The sequence below is a fragment of the Breznakia sp. PF5-3 genome, from assembly GCF_029504745.1.
GTDB lineage: Bacteria > Bacillota_I > Bacilli_A > Erysipelotrichales > Erysipelotrichaceae > Breznakia.
In genome coordinates this window covers 15,741-32,103 of sequence record NZ_JAQFIQ010000029.1, presented here as the reverse complement: position 1 = coordinate 32,103, position 16,363 = coordinate 15,741, and the positions used below count along the sequence as shown (strand labels likewise).

The 16,363-nt window shown below is 32.0% G+C and carries 21 protein-coding genes and 2 tRNA genes; 8 read left to right on the top strand and 15 right to left on the bottom strand.

Translation table 11 applies throughout. The annotated features are described in order from the left end of the window. The first annotated feature begins 225 nt into the window (after positions 1-225). The 5 genes from M2475_RS07935 to M2475_RS07915 all read left to right on the top strand — a co-directional run bounded on the left by M2475_RS07935 (position 226) and on the right by M2475_RS07915 (position 2,299). Complete coding sequence (locus M2475_RS07935) at positions 226-546, top strand: PadR family transcriptional regulator (RefSeq protein WP_277490680.1); 321 nt, start codon at positions 226-228, stop codon at positions 544-546. Beyond that, positions 539-1,195 (top strand): DUF1700 domain-containing protein, encoded by a 657-nt coding sequence (locus M2475_RS07930; RefSeq protein ID WP_277490679.1) that lies wholly within the window; start codon positions 539-541, stop codon positions 1,193-1,195. Before M2475_RS07935 ends, M2475_RS07930 begins: the two co-directional genes overlap by 8 nt. A 14-nt stretch (positions 1,196-1,209) precedes the next feature. Continuing rightward, positions 1,210-2,022: a DUF4097 family beta strand repeat-containing protein gene (locus tag M2475_RS07925; RefSeq protein ID WP_277490678.1), complete on the top strand. Its 813-nt coding sequence runs from the start codon at positions 1,210-1,212 to the stop codon at positions 2,020-2,022. A gap of 101 nt (positions 2,023-2,123) precedes the next feature. Beyond that, a tRNA-Ile gene (locus M2475_RS07920) sits at positions 2,124-2,200 on the top strand. 23 nt (positions 2,201-2,223) lie between these two features. Beyond that, positions 2,224-2,299 (top strand) — tRNA-Ala (locus M2475_RS07915). Positions 2,300-2,360: 61 nt separating this feature from the next. On the opposite strand, the gene M2475_RS07910 is transcribed toward M2475_RS07915, so the two are convergent. Then, positions 2,361-2,756 carry a helix-turn-helix transcriptional regulator gene (locus tag M2475_RS07910; protein ID WP_277490677.1) on the bottom strand — a complete coding sequence of 132 codons (396 nt, stop codon included), beginning with the start codon at positions 2,754-2,756 and terminating at the stop codon, positions 2,361-2,363. 193 nt (positions 2,757-2,949) lie between these two features. Between M2475_RS07910 and M2475_RS07905 the strand changes: the two genes are divergently transcribed. From M2475_RS07905 to M2475_RS07895, 3 genes are all read left to right on the top strand, one after another. Beyond that, complete coding sequence (locus tag M2475_RS07905; protein ID WP_277490676.1) at positions 2,950-3,213, top strand: hypothetical protein; 264 nt, start codon at positions 2,950-2,952, stop codon at positions 3,211-3,213. Between the two features lie 143 nt (positions 3,214-3,356). Next, positions 3,357-3,920: an alkyl hydroperoxide reductase subunit C gene (gene ahpC / locus M2475_RS07900; RefSeq protein WP_277490675.1), complete on the top strand. Its 564-nt coding sequence runs from the start codon at positions 3,357-3,359 to the stop codon at positions 3,918-3,920. Between the two features lies 1 nt (position 3,921). Beyond that, positions 3,922-5,538, top strand: a complete 1,617-nt coding sequence (locus M2475_RS07895) for an FAD-dependent oxidoreductase (RefSeq protein WP_277490673.1) — start codon at positions 3,922-3,924, stop codon at positions 5,536-5,538. A gap of 19 nt (positions 5,539-5,557) precedes the next feature. On the opposite strand, the gene M2475_RS07890 is transcribed toward M2475_RS07895, so the two are convergent. From M2475_RS07890 to M2475_RS07825, 14 genes are all read right to left on the bottom strand, one after another. Next, positions 5,558-6,631: a BtrH N-terminal domain-containing protein gene (locus tag M2475_RS07890; protein WP_277490672.1), complete on the bottom strand. Its 1,074-nt coding sequence runs from the start codon at positions 6,629-6,631 to the stop codon at positions 5,558-5,560. 76 nt (positions 6,632-6,707) lie between these two features. After that, on the bottom strand, positions 6,708-7,514 hold the full coding sequence (locus M2475_RS07885; RefSeq protein ID WP_277490671.1) for a MerR family transcriptional regulator: 807 nt from the start codon (positions 7,512-7,514) through the stop codon (positions 6,708-6,710). A gap of 103 nt (positions 7,515-7,617) precedes the next feature. Continuing rightward, positions 7,618-8,199 (bottom strand): VanZ family protein, encoded by a 582-nt coding sequence (locus M2475_RS07880; protein WP_277490670.1) that lies wholly within the window; start codon positions 8,197-8,199, stop codon positions 7,618-7,620. A gap of 182 nt (positions 8,200-8,381) precedes the next feature. Beyond that, positions 8,382-8,783 carry a 30S ribosomal protein S9 gene (rpsI, locus tag M2475_RS07875; protein ID WP_277490669.1) on the bottom strand — a complete coding sequence of 134 codons (402 nt, stop codon included), beginning with the start codon at positions 8,781-8,783 and terminating at the stop codon, positions 8,382-8,384. Between the two features lie 14 nt (positions 8,784-8,797). Further along, positions 8,798-9,235 carry a 50S ribosomal protein L13 gene (gene rplM / locus M2475_RS07870; RefSeq protein ID WP_277490682.1) on the bottom strand — a complete coding sequence of 146 codons (438 nt, stop codon included), beginning with the start codon at positions 9,233-9,235 and terminating at the stop codon, positions 8,798-8,800. A gap of 287 nt (positions 9,236-9,522) precedes the next feature. Beyond that, entirely contained in the window at positions 9,523-10,314 is a 792-nt protein-coding gene (locus M2475_RS07865; RefSeq protein ID WP_277490668.1) for a histidinol-phosphatase, read from the bottom strand. A 13-nt stretch (positions 10,315-10,327) separates the two neighbouring features. Continuing rightward, the gene (gene truA, locus M2475_RS07860; protein ID WP_277490667.1) at positions 10,328-11,059 is read right to left on the bottom strand and encodes a tRNA pseudouridine(38-40) synthase TruA; all 732 of its coding nucleotides are present in this window, start codon (positions 11,057-11,059) and stop codon (positions 10,328-10,330) included. Next, the gene (locus tag M2475_RS07855; protein ID WP_277490666.1) at positions 11,056-11,853 is read right to left on the bottom strand and encodes an energy-coupling factor transporter transmembrane component T; all 798 of its coding nucleotides are present in this window, start codon (positions 11,851-11,853) and stop codon (positions 11,056-11,058) included. The genes truA and M2475_RS07855 overlap by 4 nt, the downstream gene beginning before the upstream one ends. After that, positions 11,846-12,703 (bottom strand): energy-coupling factor transporter ATPase, encoded by an 858-nt coding sequence (locus M2475_RS07850; RefSeq protein WP_277490665.1) that lies wholly within the window; start codon positions 12,701-12,703, stop codon positions 11,846-11,848. The genes M2475_RS07855 and M2475_RS07850 overlap by 8 nt, the downstream gene beginning before the upstream one ends. Then, entirely contained in the window at positions 12,679-13,506 is an 828-nt protein-coding gene (locus M2475_RS07845) for an energy-coupling factor transporter ATPase (RefSeq protein ID WP_277490664.1), read from the bottom strand. Before M2475_RS07845 ends, M2475_RS07850 begins: the two co-directional genes overlap by 25 nt. 60 nt (positions 13,507-13,566) lie before the next feature. Continuing rightward, positions 13,567-13,962, bottom strand: coding sequence for a hypothetical protein (locus M2475_RS07840; protein ID WP_277490663.1), 396 nt, complete (start codon positions 13,960-13,962; stop codon positions 13,567-13,569). 41 nt (positions 13,963-14,003) lie between these two features. Then, entirely contained in the window at positions 14,004-14,528 is a 525-nt protein-coding gene (locus tag M2475_RS07835) for a ribonuclease E inhibitor RraB (RefSeq protein ID WP_277490662.1), read from the bottom strand. Positions 14,529-14,609: 81 nt separating this feature from the next. Next, complete coding sequence (locus tag M2475_RS07830) at positions 14,610-15,191, bottom strand: O-methyltransferase (RefSeq protein ID WP_277490660.1); 582 nt, start codon at positions 15,189-15,191, stop codon at positions 14,610-14,612. Next, positions 15,192-16,355 carry a CapA family protein gene (locus M2475_RS07825; protein WP_277490658.1) on the bottom strand — a complete coding sequence of 388 codons (1,164 nt, stop codon included), beginning with the start codon at positions 16,353-16,355 and terminating at the stop codon, positions 15,192-15,194. It abuts the gene before it with no gap. Between the last annotated feature and the right edge of the window lie 8 nt (positions 16,356-16,363).

Genomic DNA, 16,363 nt, shown 5'->3' with positions numbered 1-16,363 from the left:
TTCTAAAACAATCTTCTTTTTAATTTCGTTAGTCAACTTCATAAGAAAAACCCCCTTTGTTAGTTTATTGTCTAACTTTGGGGGTTCACATCATTAGTAGGGTCTCTTTTTTATTTATAACGTTCTTCCTTCACAATGAAATTTACATATTTAATAAAAAATATACATTATTGTATTGACAACTATATTATATGACGTATAATATAGTATGAAGGGAGTGATTATGTGTTATTTCAATTAGGATCATCATTATTAGATGCTTGCGTATTGTCAATATTACGTAAAGAAGATGCATATGGATATAAGCTCACACAAGAAGTTAAAGAAGTAATGGATGTGTCAGAATCAACTTTATATCCTGTCTTACGTCGGTTGACAAAAGAAGGCTATCTACAAACATATGACCAACAACATGAGGGCAGAAATCGACGTTACTACTCTTTGACCGAACAAGGGAAAGAACAATATTATTTATATTTAGAAGCCTGGAAAGACTTTTATGAACGTATTAATACTATTATGGAGGGAGGAAAACAACATGAATAAATATAATAGAAAAGACTATATGCGTGATCTAGCATATCATCTACGTGATTTGCAAAAAGAAGAATTCGAAGATGCCATTCATTATGTTGAAGAATACTTTGATGAAGCAGGAGAAGAGAACGAGCAAAAAGTTATCGACGAATTGGGTTCTCCTCAAAAATTAGCTGCTACCATTCGTGCAGAATCAACAATTAAGAAAAATCAATCAAAACAAAATACCAATAATAATGAGAGTAATAATCCATATTATCACCAACGTTCTAATGGTAAAGATTTGAAAGCATTATGGATTATTGTTCTAGGGATTTTTGCTTTGCCAATTGCTTTACCACTAGTGCTTGCAGTATTTTTACTCGTATTAGCATTCTTCATTGTAATAGCATCACTTATTGTTGCAGGAATTGCATGCACAATAGCATTAATTATTGTTGCTATACCATCTTTTATTAGTAGCTTTGTCTTATTAGGTACTAATTTTATGGCAGGGATAACAGCGCTTGGTGTATCTTTTATACTACTAGGTGTTGGGTTGCTTTTACTAGCAGCATTATCAATGGCAATTACTAGATTTGTACCTTGGGCTATTCGTTGTGTAAGTAACTTATTTAACCGTTTTAGCCATAGAAGACCATATGCAGCACAATCATAAAAGGAGGGATTGATATGAGAAACAGAAAAAAACCAATGAGAAGCCTTATGCTAATCTCTGCTATCTTTATCCTTGTAGGTATTGTAATCACTACAATTGGTATTTCTCAAGGTGGTATGATTTATGCAAAACAATATAGGCTTGGACCTGTATCAACCACTGGTTGGTCAGATGGAAAAAATTTCAGAGATTCAAAAACATATACTACAAAAAGTAGTGTTAAATCAATTAATATTGAAGCAGATGCTGGAGAGGTATATATTAAAGAAGCGGATAAATTTTCTATCGAAGTAAAAAACTATGATGTAAAAGCTATAGAGTTTAAAGACAATGATGGTGATATCTCACTATCTACTGGAAATCAAGAAATTGTTATCTTCCCTTTTACTTTTTGGGATGATGATTCATACGAACGAAAAATCACAATATATGTTCCTAAAAGCTGTAAATCTCTTGAGGTAGATGCTGACTTAGGAAATGTTGAAATGAATGATATTTCTATTGATAATCTTTCATTATCTTTAAATTTAGGAAGTCTAGAAGCAAAAAACATCAAAGTTAAAACTGGAAAGTTAGACCTTGATTTAGGAGATGCTGAATTCAGTGGGGACTTCAAAGAAAGTCTAGTAATCACTAATAATTTAGGTAGTATTGATATTACATTAGCTGGAAGTATTGATGATTATGGATACAGTTTAGATACTGATTTAGGAGAAATCAGTATTGGTGGTAACTCTTATCATTCACACAAGGATAATAATGGTGGAAAACGCTTGTTGAAAGCCGATGCAGACCTTGGTGAAATAAACGTATTTTTCAATAAATAAAACCAAAAAATATACCGATAAAAAAGGTATATTTTTTACTTTTTAATTGTTGACACGCAAGCCCTAACATGATATTATTAATAGGCATTCGATGAATAGTTGGGCCTGTAGCTCAGGTGGTTAGAGCGCACCCCTGATAAGGGTGAGGTCGTTGGTTCAAGTCCATTCAGGCCCACCATTTAAATCGAATTCTATATACATGGGGTTTTAGCTCAGCTGGGAGAGCGCCTGCCTTGCACGCAGGAGGTCAGCGGTTCGATCCCGCTAAGCTCCACCAATATAGTAAGAAAAAGACTTTGTTATAAAGTCTTTTTTGTTTTGTAAATATATTCTAGTAATTATCTATTTATAAAGAAGAGTATAATCGCTGTATAGAGGACAAGCATAAACAATGTATATCCAACAATCGAAATCCAATCAATCTTCCAACCCTTGGTAAAGTTCTTTTGGAAATTCACAAAGCGCTTATTTGTCTTTTTTGTATAATTCGATATTTCTAATTTCTTTAATTCTTCTTGCATATGATGTAACATAATTGAATCTCCTTTCAGCATTTCATCTAAAGATACCTCATATAATGTACTCAATAATACAATACTAGTAATATCAGGTAAACTCTTTCCCGTTTCCCAATTAGATATTGTCTGTCTTGAGCAATGAATATTTTCAGCAACCTGCTCTTGAGTTAGGCTTTTATCTTCACGATATCTTTGTAACTTTTTTGCTATATCCATGAGTTTATCCTCCTCTCTATCTTTATCGTATCATAATATTAATAATTGTCTGTCAAAAGTTTTTGTCATATGATAAATACCCTTTAAATAACAATGATTTACTATCATTTCTTTACGTGCATATTCCTTTCTTCTTTTTATACAAGTGCTATAATAGGATTGTAAAGTTAAACACTTGAGGAGGAAAAGGATTATGAAAAAATATTTAGTTTACAGAACAGGTGATGACAAAAACGGAAAGATGATCAATGTAAAACTTAAAAACATTAAAGTAAGTAACCAAGATGGGAAATGGACTTTGAAAAATGATGGAAAAACATTGATGATCTATGAAAGTTTTAATGAAGGAGAATTCTTCTTTAGTAAAATTTTAGATTTTAGAACAAATGATAAAATTTATCTTGATTTGAATGAAGTTAAAAATTATTGGAATGAAAATAAAAACAAACCTAGATAATCACATTGCAGGCAAATGCCTGCTTTTTTTATGGTCAAAGCTTTTGTCTTCTATTTTTAATGATGTTACCATATATAATAAGTTAGTCAAAACTAACAAATGTATGACAATATTATATATTAATTTATTAGAGGAGGAATATTATGTCATTAATCGGAAAAGAAATAAGTGATTTTAAAGTACAAGCATTCGCAGATGGAGATTTTAAAGAAGTCAGTAAAAAAGATGTGCTTGGGAAATGGAGTGTATTTTTCTTCTACCCTGCTGATTTTACCTTTGTTTGTCCAACTGAGTTAGAAGATCTTGCTGAAAAGTATGAAGAATTTAAAAACATCAACTGTGAAATTTATTCTGTATCTTGTGATACTCATTTTGTGCACAAAGCATGGCACGATACATCAAAAACAATTCAAAAAATTAACTATCCTATGTTAGCAGATCCAACTGCAACATTAGCAAAAGATTTTGATGTATATATTGAAGCAGATGGATTAGCTGAACGTGGTAGCTTTATTGTTAATCCTGAAGGAAAGATTGTTGCTTATGAAGTTATTGCTGGTAATGTGGGTAGAAATGCAGATGAATTATTAAGAAGAGTACAAGCTTCGCAATTCGTTTATGAAAACGGGGATGAAGTCTGTCCTGCAAAATGGAAACCAGGAGAAAAAACGTTAAAGCCATCACTTGATTTAGTTGGTCTAATTTAGTATGAAGAAAGACATATATGATGTCATAATTATCGGTGGAGGACCAGCAGGTCTCTCTGCCGCTATTTATATGGCTCGTGCTCAATTTAGTGTGCTGGTGATAGAGAAAGATACGATAGGTGGACAGATTACAATTACTTCTGAGGTTGTAAATTATCCAGGAATTGTGAAGACAAGTGGCAAAGAACTTACTGAGCAAATGCGCATACAAGCACAAAACTTTGGCGCTGAGTTTAAAATCGCTGAAGTTAATGATTTATCTTTAAATAAAAAGATAAAAACTATTAAAACGGATAAAGGAACCTATCAAAGTGTTGGTGTTATCTTAGCCACTGGTGCCAGTCCTAGAATGATTGGCTTTACAGGCGAAAAAGAATTTCGAGGAAGAGGGGTTGCCTATTGTGCAACTTGTGATGGAGAATTTTTTAGTGGTCTCGATGTCTTTGTCATTGGTGGTGGCTTTGCTGCAGCAGAAGAAGCAATCTTTCTTACCAAGTATGCTAGTAAAGTTACAATGATCGTTCGTGAACCTGACTTCACTTGTGCAAAATCAATTGCTGATGAAGTTAAATCACATCCAAATATTGATATCCATTACAATACTGAAATTCTTTCTGCTAGCGGTGATGCACAATTAAAGAAAGCTATCTTCAGAAACAATGAAACAAAAAAAGAATGGCAACATGAAGCACAAGATAATAAAACTTTTGGTATTTTCGTCTTTGCTGGCTATGAACCCGCAACCGCATTATTTAAGACACAGGTGAGCACAAATGAACAAGGATACTTAGTTACAGATGTGAACCAAAAAACAAGCTTAGATGGCGTATATGGAGCTGGTGATGTATGTATTAAGAACCTACGTCAAGTCACAACTGCCGTTTCTGATGGAGCTATTGCTTCCACATCATTGGAGAAATATATACCAGGGGTAGTGGACCAACTAAACTTAACGACTAGAAGTATTTCAGCACCTATTAATAGTACATCAACTGAGACATCTGAAGAAGCATCCGATTCAATTTTTATCTCAAATGATATGAAAAAGCAATTAATTCCCATTTTAGAAAAATTTACTCATAAGGCAATTTTAAAATGTTTCATTATGGATGATGAATTATCAAAAGAAATTGTTGAATTCACAAAAGAATTCACTTCATTGAGTGACAAGTTATCTTATGAAACGGTTATGATTGAACAAGGTGAACCAGCAATCAGTTTATTTGATGAAAATAATAAAGACTTACGTATAAAATATCATGCTGTACCTGGAGGTCATGAATTTAATTCCTTTGTAATCGCACTTTACAATGCCATCGGTCCAAAGCAAACCATTGAAGAAACTATTTTAGATAAAATCAAAAAGATTGAAAAGCCTAAGAATATTAAAGTGATGGTATCATTATCATGTACGATGTGTCCTGATGTAGTTATGGCAACTCAAAGAGTTGCTATTGAAAATGAAAATATAACAGCTGAAATGTATGACTTATCACATTTTCCCAAGATCAAAGAAAAGTATAATATCATGAGTGTTCCATGTATGATCATTGATGATAAAGAAATTTATTTTGGGAAGAAAGACCTTCAAGAAGTTACAGACATTTTAAGTATATAACAAAAAATCTCTTTAAACTCTAAAGAGGTTTTTTTAGTGATTCTTGGATAATCCTATATGCTCGTTCTTCTTCATCTGCAATCTCTAAAATGATACGCGGTATTAAATCAAGAGACCTATTATCATCCAACAAATAATCCGATATCATATCTGTCATCTTTTCTATAAAAATCGCACTCTTTTCAAAACATTTGATTGCTTTATCAAAATCCTTAAAATCATAGTTTTGTCTGAGAAATTCCAGTACATGAATAATTTTTTCTCTAGCTGCTTGGTGTAAAACTCCTGTTTTAGCTTCTTCACTAACAAGCTTATCTGGTAAAGTTGGCACTGTTCCAGTAAAGGTAACTAGTGTAGCCAACGAAACCTTATACTCATCTTCTGATAATTCTTCTTTCCAAGTTGAAAATTCCTTAGCCAGTTTCCGCATCCCACTTATACCTAAGAAAATAGGTTTTTTTTCTAACATATCAGCCGCTTTTAAAGCTAACGCTTTTCTTGAAATTTCATTTACATCTGCAAGTTTTCCAAACTCTAAATAACAAATTGTATTCTTTTTATTTCCAGCTTCTTCATCAATATCCAAAGCTTTTTCAAGCAACTCATAACTTATCGACTGTGGGTTATCTAATCCACAATCATGAACAATTACTTCTCGCTTATCTTCGTCATATCCAACCATCAAAACATAATGTGTAGGGATATGTAATTGTTTGTAGAATTTAGGGTAATACTTTAAATAATACATATCCAGATTTCCTATCACTACTGGATTCCCTTCATCGATTTGTTGTTTGGATTTCTTTAAAACATATGAAAAGCTTCTTCCTTCGATATGCTTATATGAAAATCCAACAATAGGTGCAAGCCATTTATACATTGACTTCGTACGCCCATCACTCCAACTAGCGAAACGTTTCATATTCCCGTTTTTTGATTTGAAATAAACAAAGTTTCCAATACCTGCTAACACAAAAAAATAGAAATTAGGTATTTTTTCTTTTGTCTTCGTAATATAAACATCTTCTATCCCATTCCACATACATTCATAATCATCTTTATGATGATCTAAATCAATTACCTTTTTATCCATCATTAGCTCCTTTATATTAACTTCTAGGAATTCCTAATGACATCATATAGTCTAGTACAATACTAGAGTCAACTCTTTATTTTATAATTGGATAGCACATTTCAGTAATGTATCCATCTTCATCTAAAACTTCTGCCGGAGATATATAATATATTTGAAATGGAGAACCATTCCATTTATATCCCATAACTTTTATCCACTTATCAACATAATCATGTATTTTCTGAATATTTTCATAGCCACCTTTGAAAACGACAGAAGCAACTAGGCTTTGGGGTATTTCTTTAAATTTCAAATCTTCAATATCATCTTGAATAAGGGACACTTCTTTTTGAACTTCTGTATCAATTTCATTATTCACTAAATCAATCGAGTGCGTAAAAGCATATGTCCAAGATGCATTAACAAATTTTATATTATATTTATTAACCTCATATGATAATTTTTCCCAAAGCATTCCTTCATCTTCAAAGCGCTTGATTGTTTGACGTAAAGAAACTACTTTTCTTGATGGTATTTTTTTTATATTTAACGACAATGCAAACTCATCCTTTTTCTGTAAATCGTTGATTGCGTAATCCATGAGTGCAATTTGTCTTTTTATGGTCAAAAGTTGATCATTTGCTTTAACCCTTTTCTGCTTCACAAGATCAATCATCTGGATTTGTGACAACGTTGAGATAGTAGCAATTTCTTTTAAGCTAAATCCAATCTCAATTAATATTTGGATTCGATTAGCCTTTGCAATCTGTTCCTCACTATAATATCGATAACCACTTATATCATCAATAAAAGTAGGTTTCAAAATATTCTTATTGTCATAATTTCTCAATCTATCAATACTAATTCCTGTTAATTTTGAAAAAGTCCCGATTTGAAACATATGCACCTCCTGTTATAAATATATTATATATGATAAAATTCATGTTTGAATTATTTTGGCGCTGCATTAATCGTATTGGTAAAAATTAAATGAATAAAATCAATTATAATTTAATTTTTTCTAGTTTATTAAAGGGATTAACCAAAATAAATCCGATACTAATACCAATAAAGTATAAAGTAATATCACTCAAATCAAATATTCCCCGCCCTGTAATCCTTTGAATAAATTCTACTGATATTGCAATTACAGCACATAAAAATACATTAGTGTTTCTTTTCTTTATAAAAAATTGATTTATAATTGGTGCTGGAATAAAAAGAAGTACATTTTGAAAAGCAAGTGTTCGCGAATTAAAATCATTATTAATAATATCAAAAACAAAACTAAAAGGATTCCATGAAAAATCAGTATACCCATAATTTTGTCTACCAATTACAAGCAACCACAGCACACAAAAATAATAAACTATAAGAAGTATTCCTCTTTCAATATCATTCCACCCTGTAAAGAAAAAAGTTACAATACCATATAAAATAATAGCTAATGCTATCCATACCAATATATAAATATATATTGGAGGGTTTGTTTGACTAATATATTTAGTCAGCCAAGTATAGTGAATAACATAAGCCACCACAACACAACTAAGCAAAATAAAAAGTTTTATAAATAAGTTTTTCATATTTCTCCCCCAAACTAAGTATTTCAATTATATCATGGCATCAATAGATTACATATCATATTCATTATAAACATAAATTAGCATATTTTACTTTTAAAAAGATACAAAAAAACTCAGATATAATCCAAATAAGATTAGATGATTCTGAGTTTTTTTGATTTTTTGACAAATTTTTCTTGTTTCTAACGTTTACTAAATTGTGGTGCACGTCTTGCAGCTTTAAGACCGTATTTTTTACGTTCTTTCATTCTAGGGTCACGTGTCAAGAATCCTTCTGCTTTTAATGCTGAACGATAGTCTGAACTAACTTCAAGCAATGCTCTGGAAATTCCATGACGCATAGCTCCAGCTTGTCCTGTGTATCCTCCACCATTTACATTGATCTTAATATCAAATTGAGATAATGTATCTGTCGTTTCTAATGGTGATCTAACCACCATTCTTAAAGTTTCTAATGGTAAATAATCTTCTAATGTTTTTCCATTAACAACGATATTACCTTTACCCGGAGTCATAAAGACACGAGCAACTGAACTTTTTCTACGACCAGTTCCATTATATGATACTGTTTTCTTTGTTGCCATATTCTTATTCCTCCTTATCCTTTAAGTTTCATTTCCACTGGTTTTTGTGCAGCGTGTGGATGTTCGCTACCTGTGTAAACAAATAAATGTTTACGTTGTACATCTCCAAGTCTTGTATGTGGCAACATACCGTGAATAGCTTTTTCAACCCATTCTACTGTATATTGTTGTTTCATAACTTTTGCTGTACGTGTTCTAAGTCCTCCAGGATACATAGAGTGAGAGTAATATTTTTTATTCTCCATCTTTTTACCTGTCATTTCGATTTTGTCTGCGTTTATCACAATAACAAAATCACCACAATCGACATTAGGTGTAAACGTAGGTTTATGTTTCCCACGTAATACTGCAGCTACTTCTGTAGCTAAACGTCCCATTGTCTTACCTGCTCCATCTACAACGTACCATGTACGTGTAACTTCAGCTGGCTTAATAAATGTTGTTTGGCGCATTTTACTATTTCCTTTCATTGTAGTTTCCGGGGCTACAATGGCATAGTGCCATGTACTATTTTATGACAAATTTACCTTTTTTACAACCTTTTTTGAGTATTTTTGTATTTTTTGATTTATTCATAAAAAAAGAAAAGTAGATGGACGAATACCTACTTTTCAAACAGATATATAGACAGGCGAATGTATTATATATATCTATATATCTTCTAATTATAGGAAGGAAATATTTTTCCTTCTATAATATAGACAATATAGAATACAATTTAGTTCGCATATTTTCAAATTTACCGCAAAAATTTTATTGTTTCTACTCGCTCCAAACCCAATTCTTCTATATGTTTTAATGCTTTATTCCAATAATGTTCATTTTCTAATTGCTTATAATTATGGGCATCGCAACCTATAATAACTTTATTTCCTACATCTGCAGCAATTTTCCAAAACTCTGGATGTGGATATTGTATAACGTGCATATAATCCGATACTTCTGCACCAGCTAAATTATATTCTAATGGAATATCCATCTCTTTACATGCTTCACAAATTTGATACGAGACTTCTTTTGCCAAGCGATCAAACTTTGTACGTCCTCTCATAAATAAGTCAGGATGAGCTAAATACGCATATAAACCTGTTTCCAATGCTTCAATTGCATCTATTGCATACTGTCTCAACCATTTATCCTTATCACATTCATGGCCATAATATGGCCCATTTTCATCACTTTTATGAAAATGATTACCCAAGATAATATAATCCAGTTCTTTTTCTTTAATAAACCTTCTTAACCATTCCATGTATTCAGGAAAATATTCCACTTCTAAACCAATTTTTATTGAAATTTGATCTTTATATTTTTCTTTCAAATGAGAAAGACTATTATAATAATCTTCAAATTCTTCTAATCGCATTCGGATATGACTTCCTTTGTATGTAGAAGGACTATAATTCCATGGCGAATGATCACTAAAACCCAACTCTTTAAACCCACCTCGAATTGCGCTTAACACAAATTGCTCATCACTACCGCAGGCATGATTGCAACGTGTTGTATGTGTATGATAATTAGTTTTCATATACTATCCCTCCCTAATACTTTACTTCTACTAAATATAATCCGCATGCATTTGCTTTATATTTACATGTGTGTTTATTCTTTGCTAATAGCATTTGTTCCACTTCTTCAATGCTTACTTTTCCTTTTCCTACCATGATAATCGTTTGTACCATCATTCTTACCATATAACGAAGAAAACCATCTCCTTCAATTACAAAATGAGTAACATCACCATCTTGTGATACTTCAAACTTGGTAATTGTACGAATTCGACCTTTTCGCTGATCAATTTTTGATGAAGTAAAACTCGTAAAATCATGTGTGCCAACAAAAATGGTAGCAGCTTCTTGCATTGCTTTTAAAGCCAACGGATGATAGTCAATGTCCATATATTTGCGAATAAATGGATTACTTGTATCTTTTGAAACAAAATACTCATAACGCTTTCCTTTGGCATCAAAACGGGCATGAAAATCATCACTAACTATTTCTACTGTTTTAATTCGAATACTACGATTAAGTTGTGCATTTAGTGCTTCTTTCATTCTTTCTTTGCTCAACCCCAAAGATGAATCAAAGTGAAAGACTTGCCCCAATGCATGAACTTTACTATCCGTTCTTCCACTACCTACAATCTCTACTTCACTATCATGCATAGTATATAGCACCTTTTCAATTGCTTCTTCAATACTATTCCCTTTTCTTTGTGTTTGCCAACCATGATATTCACTTCCATCATATGCTACTGTAACTTTATACCTCATAGTACAATATACCCTATAAGCCCAATTAAGACAGCGAAACATAGCAACATAGACATAATATCCATGCCTGTCAGTTTTAACTGCTTATATCGCGTACGCTCTTCATCAGGTGCATATCCTCTTGCTTCCATTGCATAAGCCAAATCCTCAGCTCTTTGAAAAGCAGAAATAAATAAGGGTACGATAAGCGAAAGAATTCCACGAATCTTTTCTGTAAACTTTCCTTCTTCAAAATCCACACCACGACTTGCTTGAGCTTTCATAATTCTCTGTGTCTCTTCAATTAAAGTTGGAATAAAACGCAATGCTATAGAAATCATCATCGCGATAATATGCGCTGGAACACCAATTCTTTTAAACGGTGTTAACAAGTCCTCAATTCCCAATGTTAAATCTAATGGCTTGGTTGTTGCTGTTAACAGGGTTGTAATACTAATCATCAAAGCCAAGCGAACAACGATAAACAAGGTTTGAAAAATAGCATCATCGTATACCTCAAACCAACCTAATGATAACAATAAGTTACCACTCTTGATTACCAAGATATTAATAATAAGTAAAAATACCAACATGAACATCATTGGCTTCACTGCTTTTAAAATATATGTAATCTTTAATTTGGATAATAATATAAGCGAAATCACCAATCCACCTAATATTACATATCCCAAATACCCAGCAGGAATAAAAATAGCAATAAGTAAAAATAACATACAGATAATCTTTGCTCTTGGATCCATTCGATGAAGAATAGAATCAAGAGGAAGATATCTACCTAATACCATATCACCCATGTTTCAATTCCTCCTTGAGTTCAAGAGCTAACTCATGCATATCAAAGATTTCAGGATTAATCTTGATTCCTTTATCTTGTAACATCTTTTTAAACTCTATAACTTTAGGTAATGCCACATGCAATTGTTCAAGTAAATCATAGTTATTGAAAAACTCATTAGCACTACATGTATGAACTACTTTTCCTTTTTTCAATACAACCACATCTTCACAATAATGTAGTACATGTTCCATATCATGTGTCACCATAATAATGGTCTTATTAAATTCTTTATTTAGTTTTGTGAAAAGTTGCATCATCTCTTTTGCCCCTTGTGGATCAAGACCTGCTGTTGGTTCATCCAAAACCAAAATATCAGGATCAAGAGCTAAAATACCTGCAATTGCAATTCGTCGCTTCTGTCCACCAGACAAATCAAAAGGACTTCTATTTAGATAAGAATCATCCAATCCTACCAACGCTAGCATTTCACGTGCTTTCTTTTTTGCAGCTTCTTCTTCCACACCAAAGTTTTTAGGACCAAATGCAATATCTTTTTCAATTGTTTCTTCAAACAATTGATATTCAGGAAATTGAAAAACTAAACCAACTTTCTTACGTAACTTTTTTAAATCCTTTGCTTTCTTCTCTGATGTGATTATAAAATCATCAACAATAACTTTACCACTAGTTGGTGTAAGTAACGCATTTAGATGTTGAACAAGGGTACTCTTACCACTTCCCGTTTCACCTATAATCGCAGTAAAAATACCTTCCTTAATTTCTAAATCCACATCGTGTAATGCTACATAAGGAAAAGGAGTTTTTTCATTATAAGTATGTGTTAACGCTTTAAATTCAATTGACATAACGATTCAACAACTCCTTCTAGTTCTAATTGCTTTTCAAATTCAAATCCTACATTATATAATTCCTTTTGCATTTTATACACAAAAGGTAAATCCAATTTCAAATCTATCAATTCTTTTTCATTACTTAAAACTTCCTCTGGTGTCCCACTTATCTTAACTTCACCATTGTCCATCACCAGTACATGATCACTGCGTAATACCTCTTCCATATCGTGGGTAATCGAAATAATCGTAAGATTGCTTTTTTCATGTAATTCGTTTACTAATGCATTAATCTCTACTTTCCCTTGTGGATCCAACATACTCGTAGCTTCATCTAAAATGATGACTTTCAAATTCATCGCCAAAACCCCTGCGATTGCCACTCTTTGTTTCTGTCCGCCTGAAAGCTTCGTTGGTTCTTTATCCAAAAAATCATACATATTTACTTTTTTGGCATACTGCTCTATAATCTTAGGCATTTCATCACTTGGAACTTGTTGATTTTCTAAACCAAAAGCAATATCATCTGCAACCGTTGCCCCAATAAATTGATTATCTGGATTTTGAAATACAATCCCAACCTGTTCTCGTATTTTGTAGATATTTGCTTCATTTAACTCTAATCCACCAATTTCAATAGAACCACTCTTCTTTTCTAAAAGCCCATCCAAAAGTTTAGCAATAGTACTTTTTCCACTTCCGTTGTGTCCCACAATCGTTGTATAACTTCCCTCTTCCACAGAAAAAGAAACATCCTTGATTGTAGGTGTCGTTTCATCATATGAGAAGTTTAGATTTTTTACTTTTATTATTTCCATCAGCTTACCTCAAATTGTTCTTATTATACTATTTTTTGTGTCAAGACACAATGAATATGGCTAAAAGAAAACATCCAAAAGTGATACAAAAAATTGACGTGCTTTTTTAGATTCACGTAACACAATAAAGAGACTTCCTCCCATCACTCCACTATTCAATAGCAATAAAATAAAATCTATATTTTCTGATATTAAATATCCTCCACTTTTTGCAAATACATATAGTATTGTCCAAAACAAGGAAAAGGATAATAGAAATACTATGAAAGCTCCCAATTTTTTACTTATACATTTATTTTTTCGAAAATCTTTAGCACTGATAATAAATCCACCCAGCAAAACAAAAGCTAAAGAACTCATTATCATATATTCATTTTTCAAATCCAAAACAAGAATGCAAACCATCATAAAGCAACCTAACGCAATGAACGATAAACCCAACTTTATAAATTTCATACATACCTCCAAAAAGAATAAAACGAAGATAAATCTTCGTTTTATTGTTTACATATCCATCCGTTGTATTCACCATCATGAGCTTTTGCCAAGTCCGCTAAATAGAATACTTTTGAAGAAATATCATCTTGATCCATTTTTGATATATGTAATATTAGAAGTTCGTTTTCACCTTCTCCATTTGTTACTACATATCCTTCACCAATCACAATATTTTTAAATTCTTCTAAATCAATTTCTTTTTTAAATTTAACATTGTGTTGAATTGGACGCTCTTCATTTACATCCACATCGCCTAGTTTTTTAAATTCTTCTTCACTTGCTTTGGTAATTTCAATAATGTCCTTTTCTTCTAAATGAGGAAACGTCTTAGCTGAAAAGGGTTCTGGCTTACTATCATAATCAATAGGTTCAAATCCTTGTTCTTCAACTGTACGTAAAATTCTTTCTCCATTATCCTCATCAAGCTGTTTGATGTCTTTCTTAACTTCATCTTTTTTCATCTTGTATGCCACTACTGCAGCTGCTGCTCCAACAACGGCCAATAATCCTAATGTTTTTTTCATAGATTATCCTCCACTACATGTCTAGAATTATTATATCATAAAACAAATATATTTTACTAATCAAACTATTTCAATTAAAAATTATTTACGTTTGCTAATTGCAATTCCATCACCGATATCATAGAAGCTTGTTGAAAATTCATCATTATCTTCTAAAAAATATATATACTTTTTAATTTTATTCACTAACTGTCTAGTATTGCGATTTTTAATTCGTTCCTGTGTATCCACCATTCCATGAAATTTTAAATTATCACTAATGATTACACCATCATCCTTCAAGTTCTTCTTATAACGTTCAAAAAATTTAATATATTGTGCTTTCGCTGCATCAATAAAAATCAAATCATATTTTTGATCCGTAGAAAAGGTTAGTGCATCTGCAAGATAAATATCAACTTGCTCTTCCAGTTTTGTAGTTTTTAAATTTTTTAATGCTTCTTGATATCGCTTTTCATCACGTTCTACTGTAACCACATGAATATCTTTGTTAATCCTAGCCATTTGAATTGCAGAATAACCAATCGCACTTCCAAGTTCTAAAATGGTTTTCACTTCATGATTTTTAATATATGTGGCTAAAAATTCTATTCCTTCATGCTCCATGATTGGTATATTATTTTTCTTTGCATATTGTTCCATCTGTTTAATTGTATTTTCCATTTACTTATCCTCAGTGTAAAATGACTTATTAATAACTTGTTTTGTTTTCTCTACCAACAATAATTGGTCTACACGTTGCCCTTCATAACCGTTAAGCACATGTTTTTTTGCTAATTTATCTGAATAATCCTCTAGTTTATATACTGCATAGTTGTAACGATCATCAACAATATTATTTTGATTTCCCTCAAAGTGAATAACCAATGGTGTCCACTTCACATTTTCAATGCGAATATCCTCTGTTTTCACATCTTTAATAAAATCAAAACTTATCATTCCTGATAGAATATTGTCTACCCCCAGCATCCCACCAAGAAAATTTCCCAGGGAATATACAACTAGTGTTTGATTTCCATTTGTACCCTCTAACCATTCAATTGGTTGAATGACATGGGGATGTGTTCCAATAACAACATCGACATCTAGATCAGCAAATAATTGTGCATATTTTTTCTGCATGTCATTAGGTTCAAATGTATTCTCATCTCCCCAGTGAGCAGATACAATCACAACATCACTTATTGTTTTTGCTTTTGCTACATCATTCTTAATTTTTTCTTCATCAAAATATGAAACTTCATACGCATTCATTGGTTCGATACCATTTGTCCCATATGTATAAGAAAGAAACGAAAAAGTTATCCCCTCTCGTTCAAATACAGCAATTTGTGAAGCCCTTTCCTCACTATCAGATATTCCACTATATGTAATGCCTTCCAGCTTATCAAACGCTTGTAAAGCGTTTATAATTCCATCACTACTTCGATCCAAAGAATGATTACTCGCTAAATTATATAAATTGAAACCTGTATCATTTAAATCTTCAGCAATCGATGTAGGCGAATTAAAAGCAGGATATCCTGATAGCCCTAATTCATCACCACCAAGAATCGTTTCCTGGTTGATAAAAGAAATATCTGCCTTTTTAATATCTTTTTTAACTTGTTTATACATTGGCTTAAAATCATACTCTTCATCATTCATCTCACCTGCAAAACCATCAGCTTCGCGATAAATCGAGCCATGAATCAGATTATCTCCTACACCAACAAAACTTACTACTGTATCTTTAGGTTCCTCTTTTACAATTGGTTCTTGCTTTTTCTCTTCTCCGCAACCAACCAATAAACAGAGTATCCCAAATATGATCCCTAATTTTTTCATAAATCCTC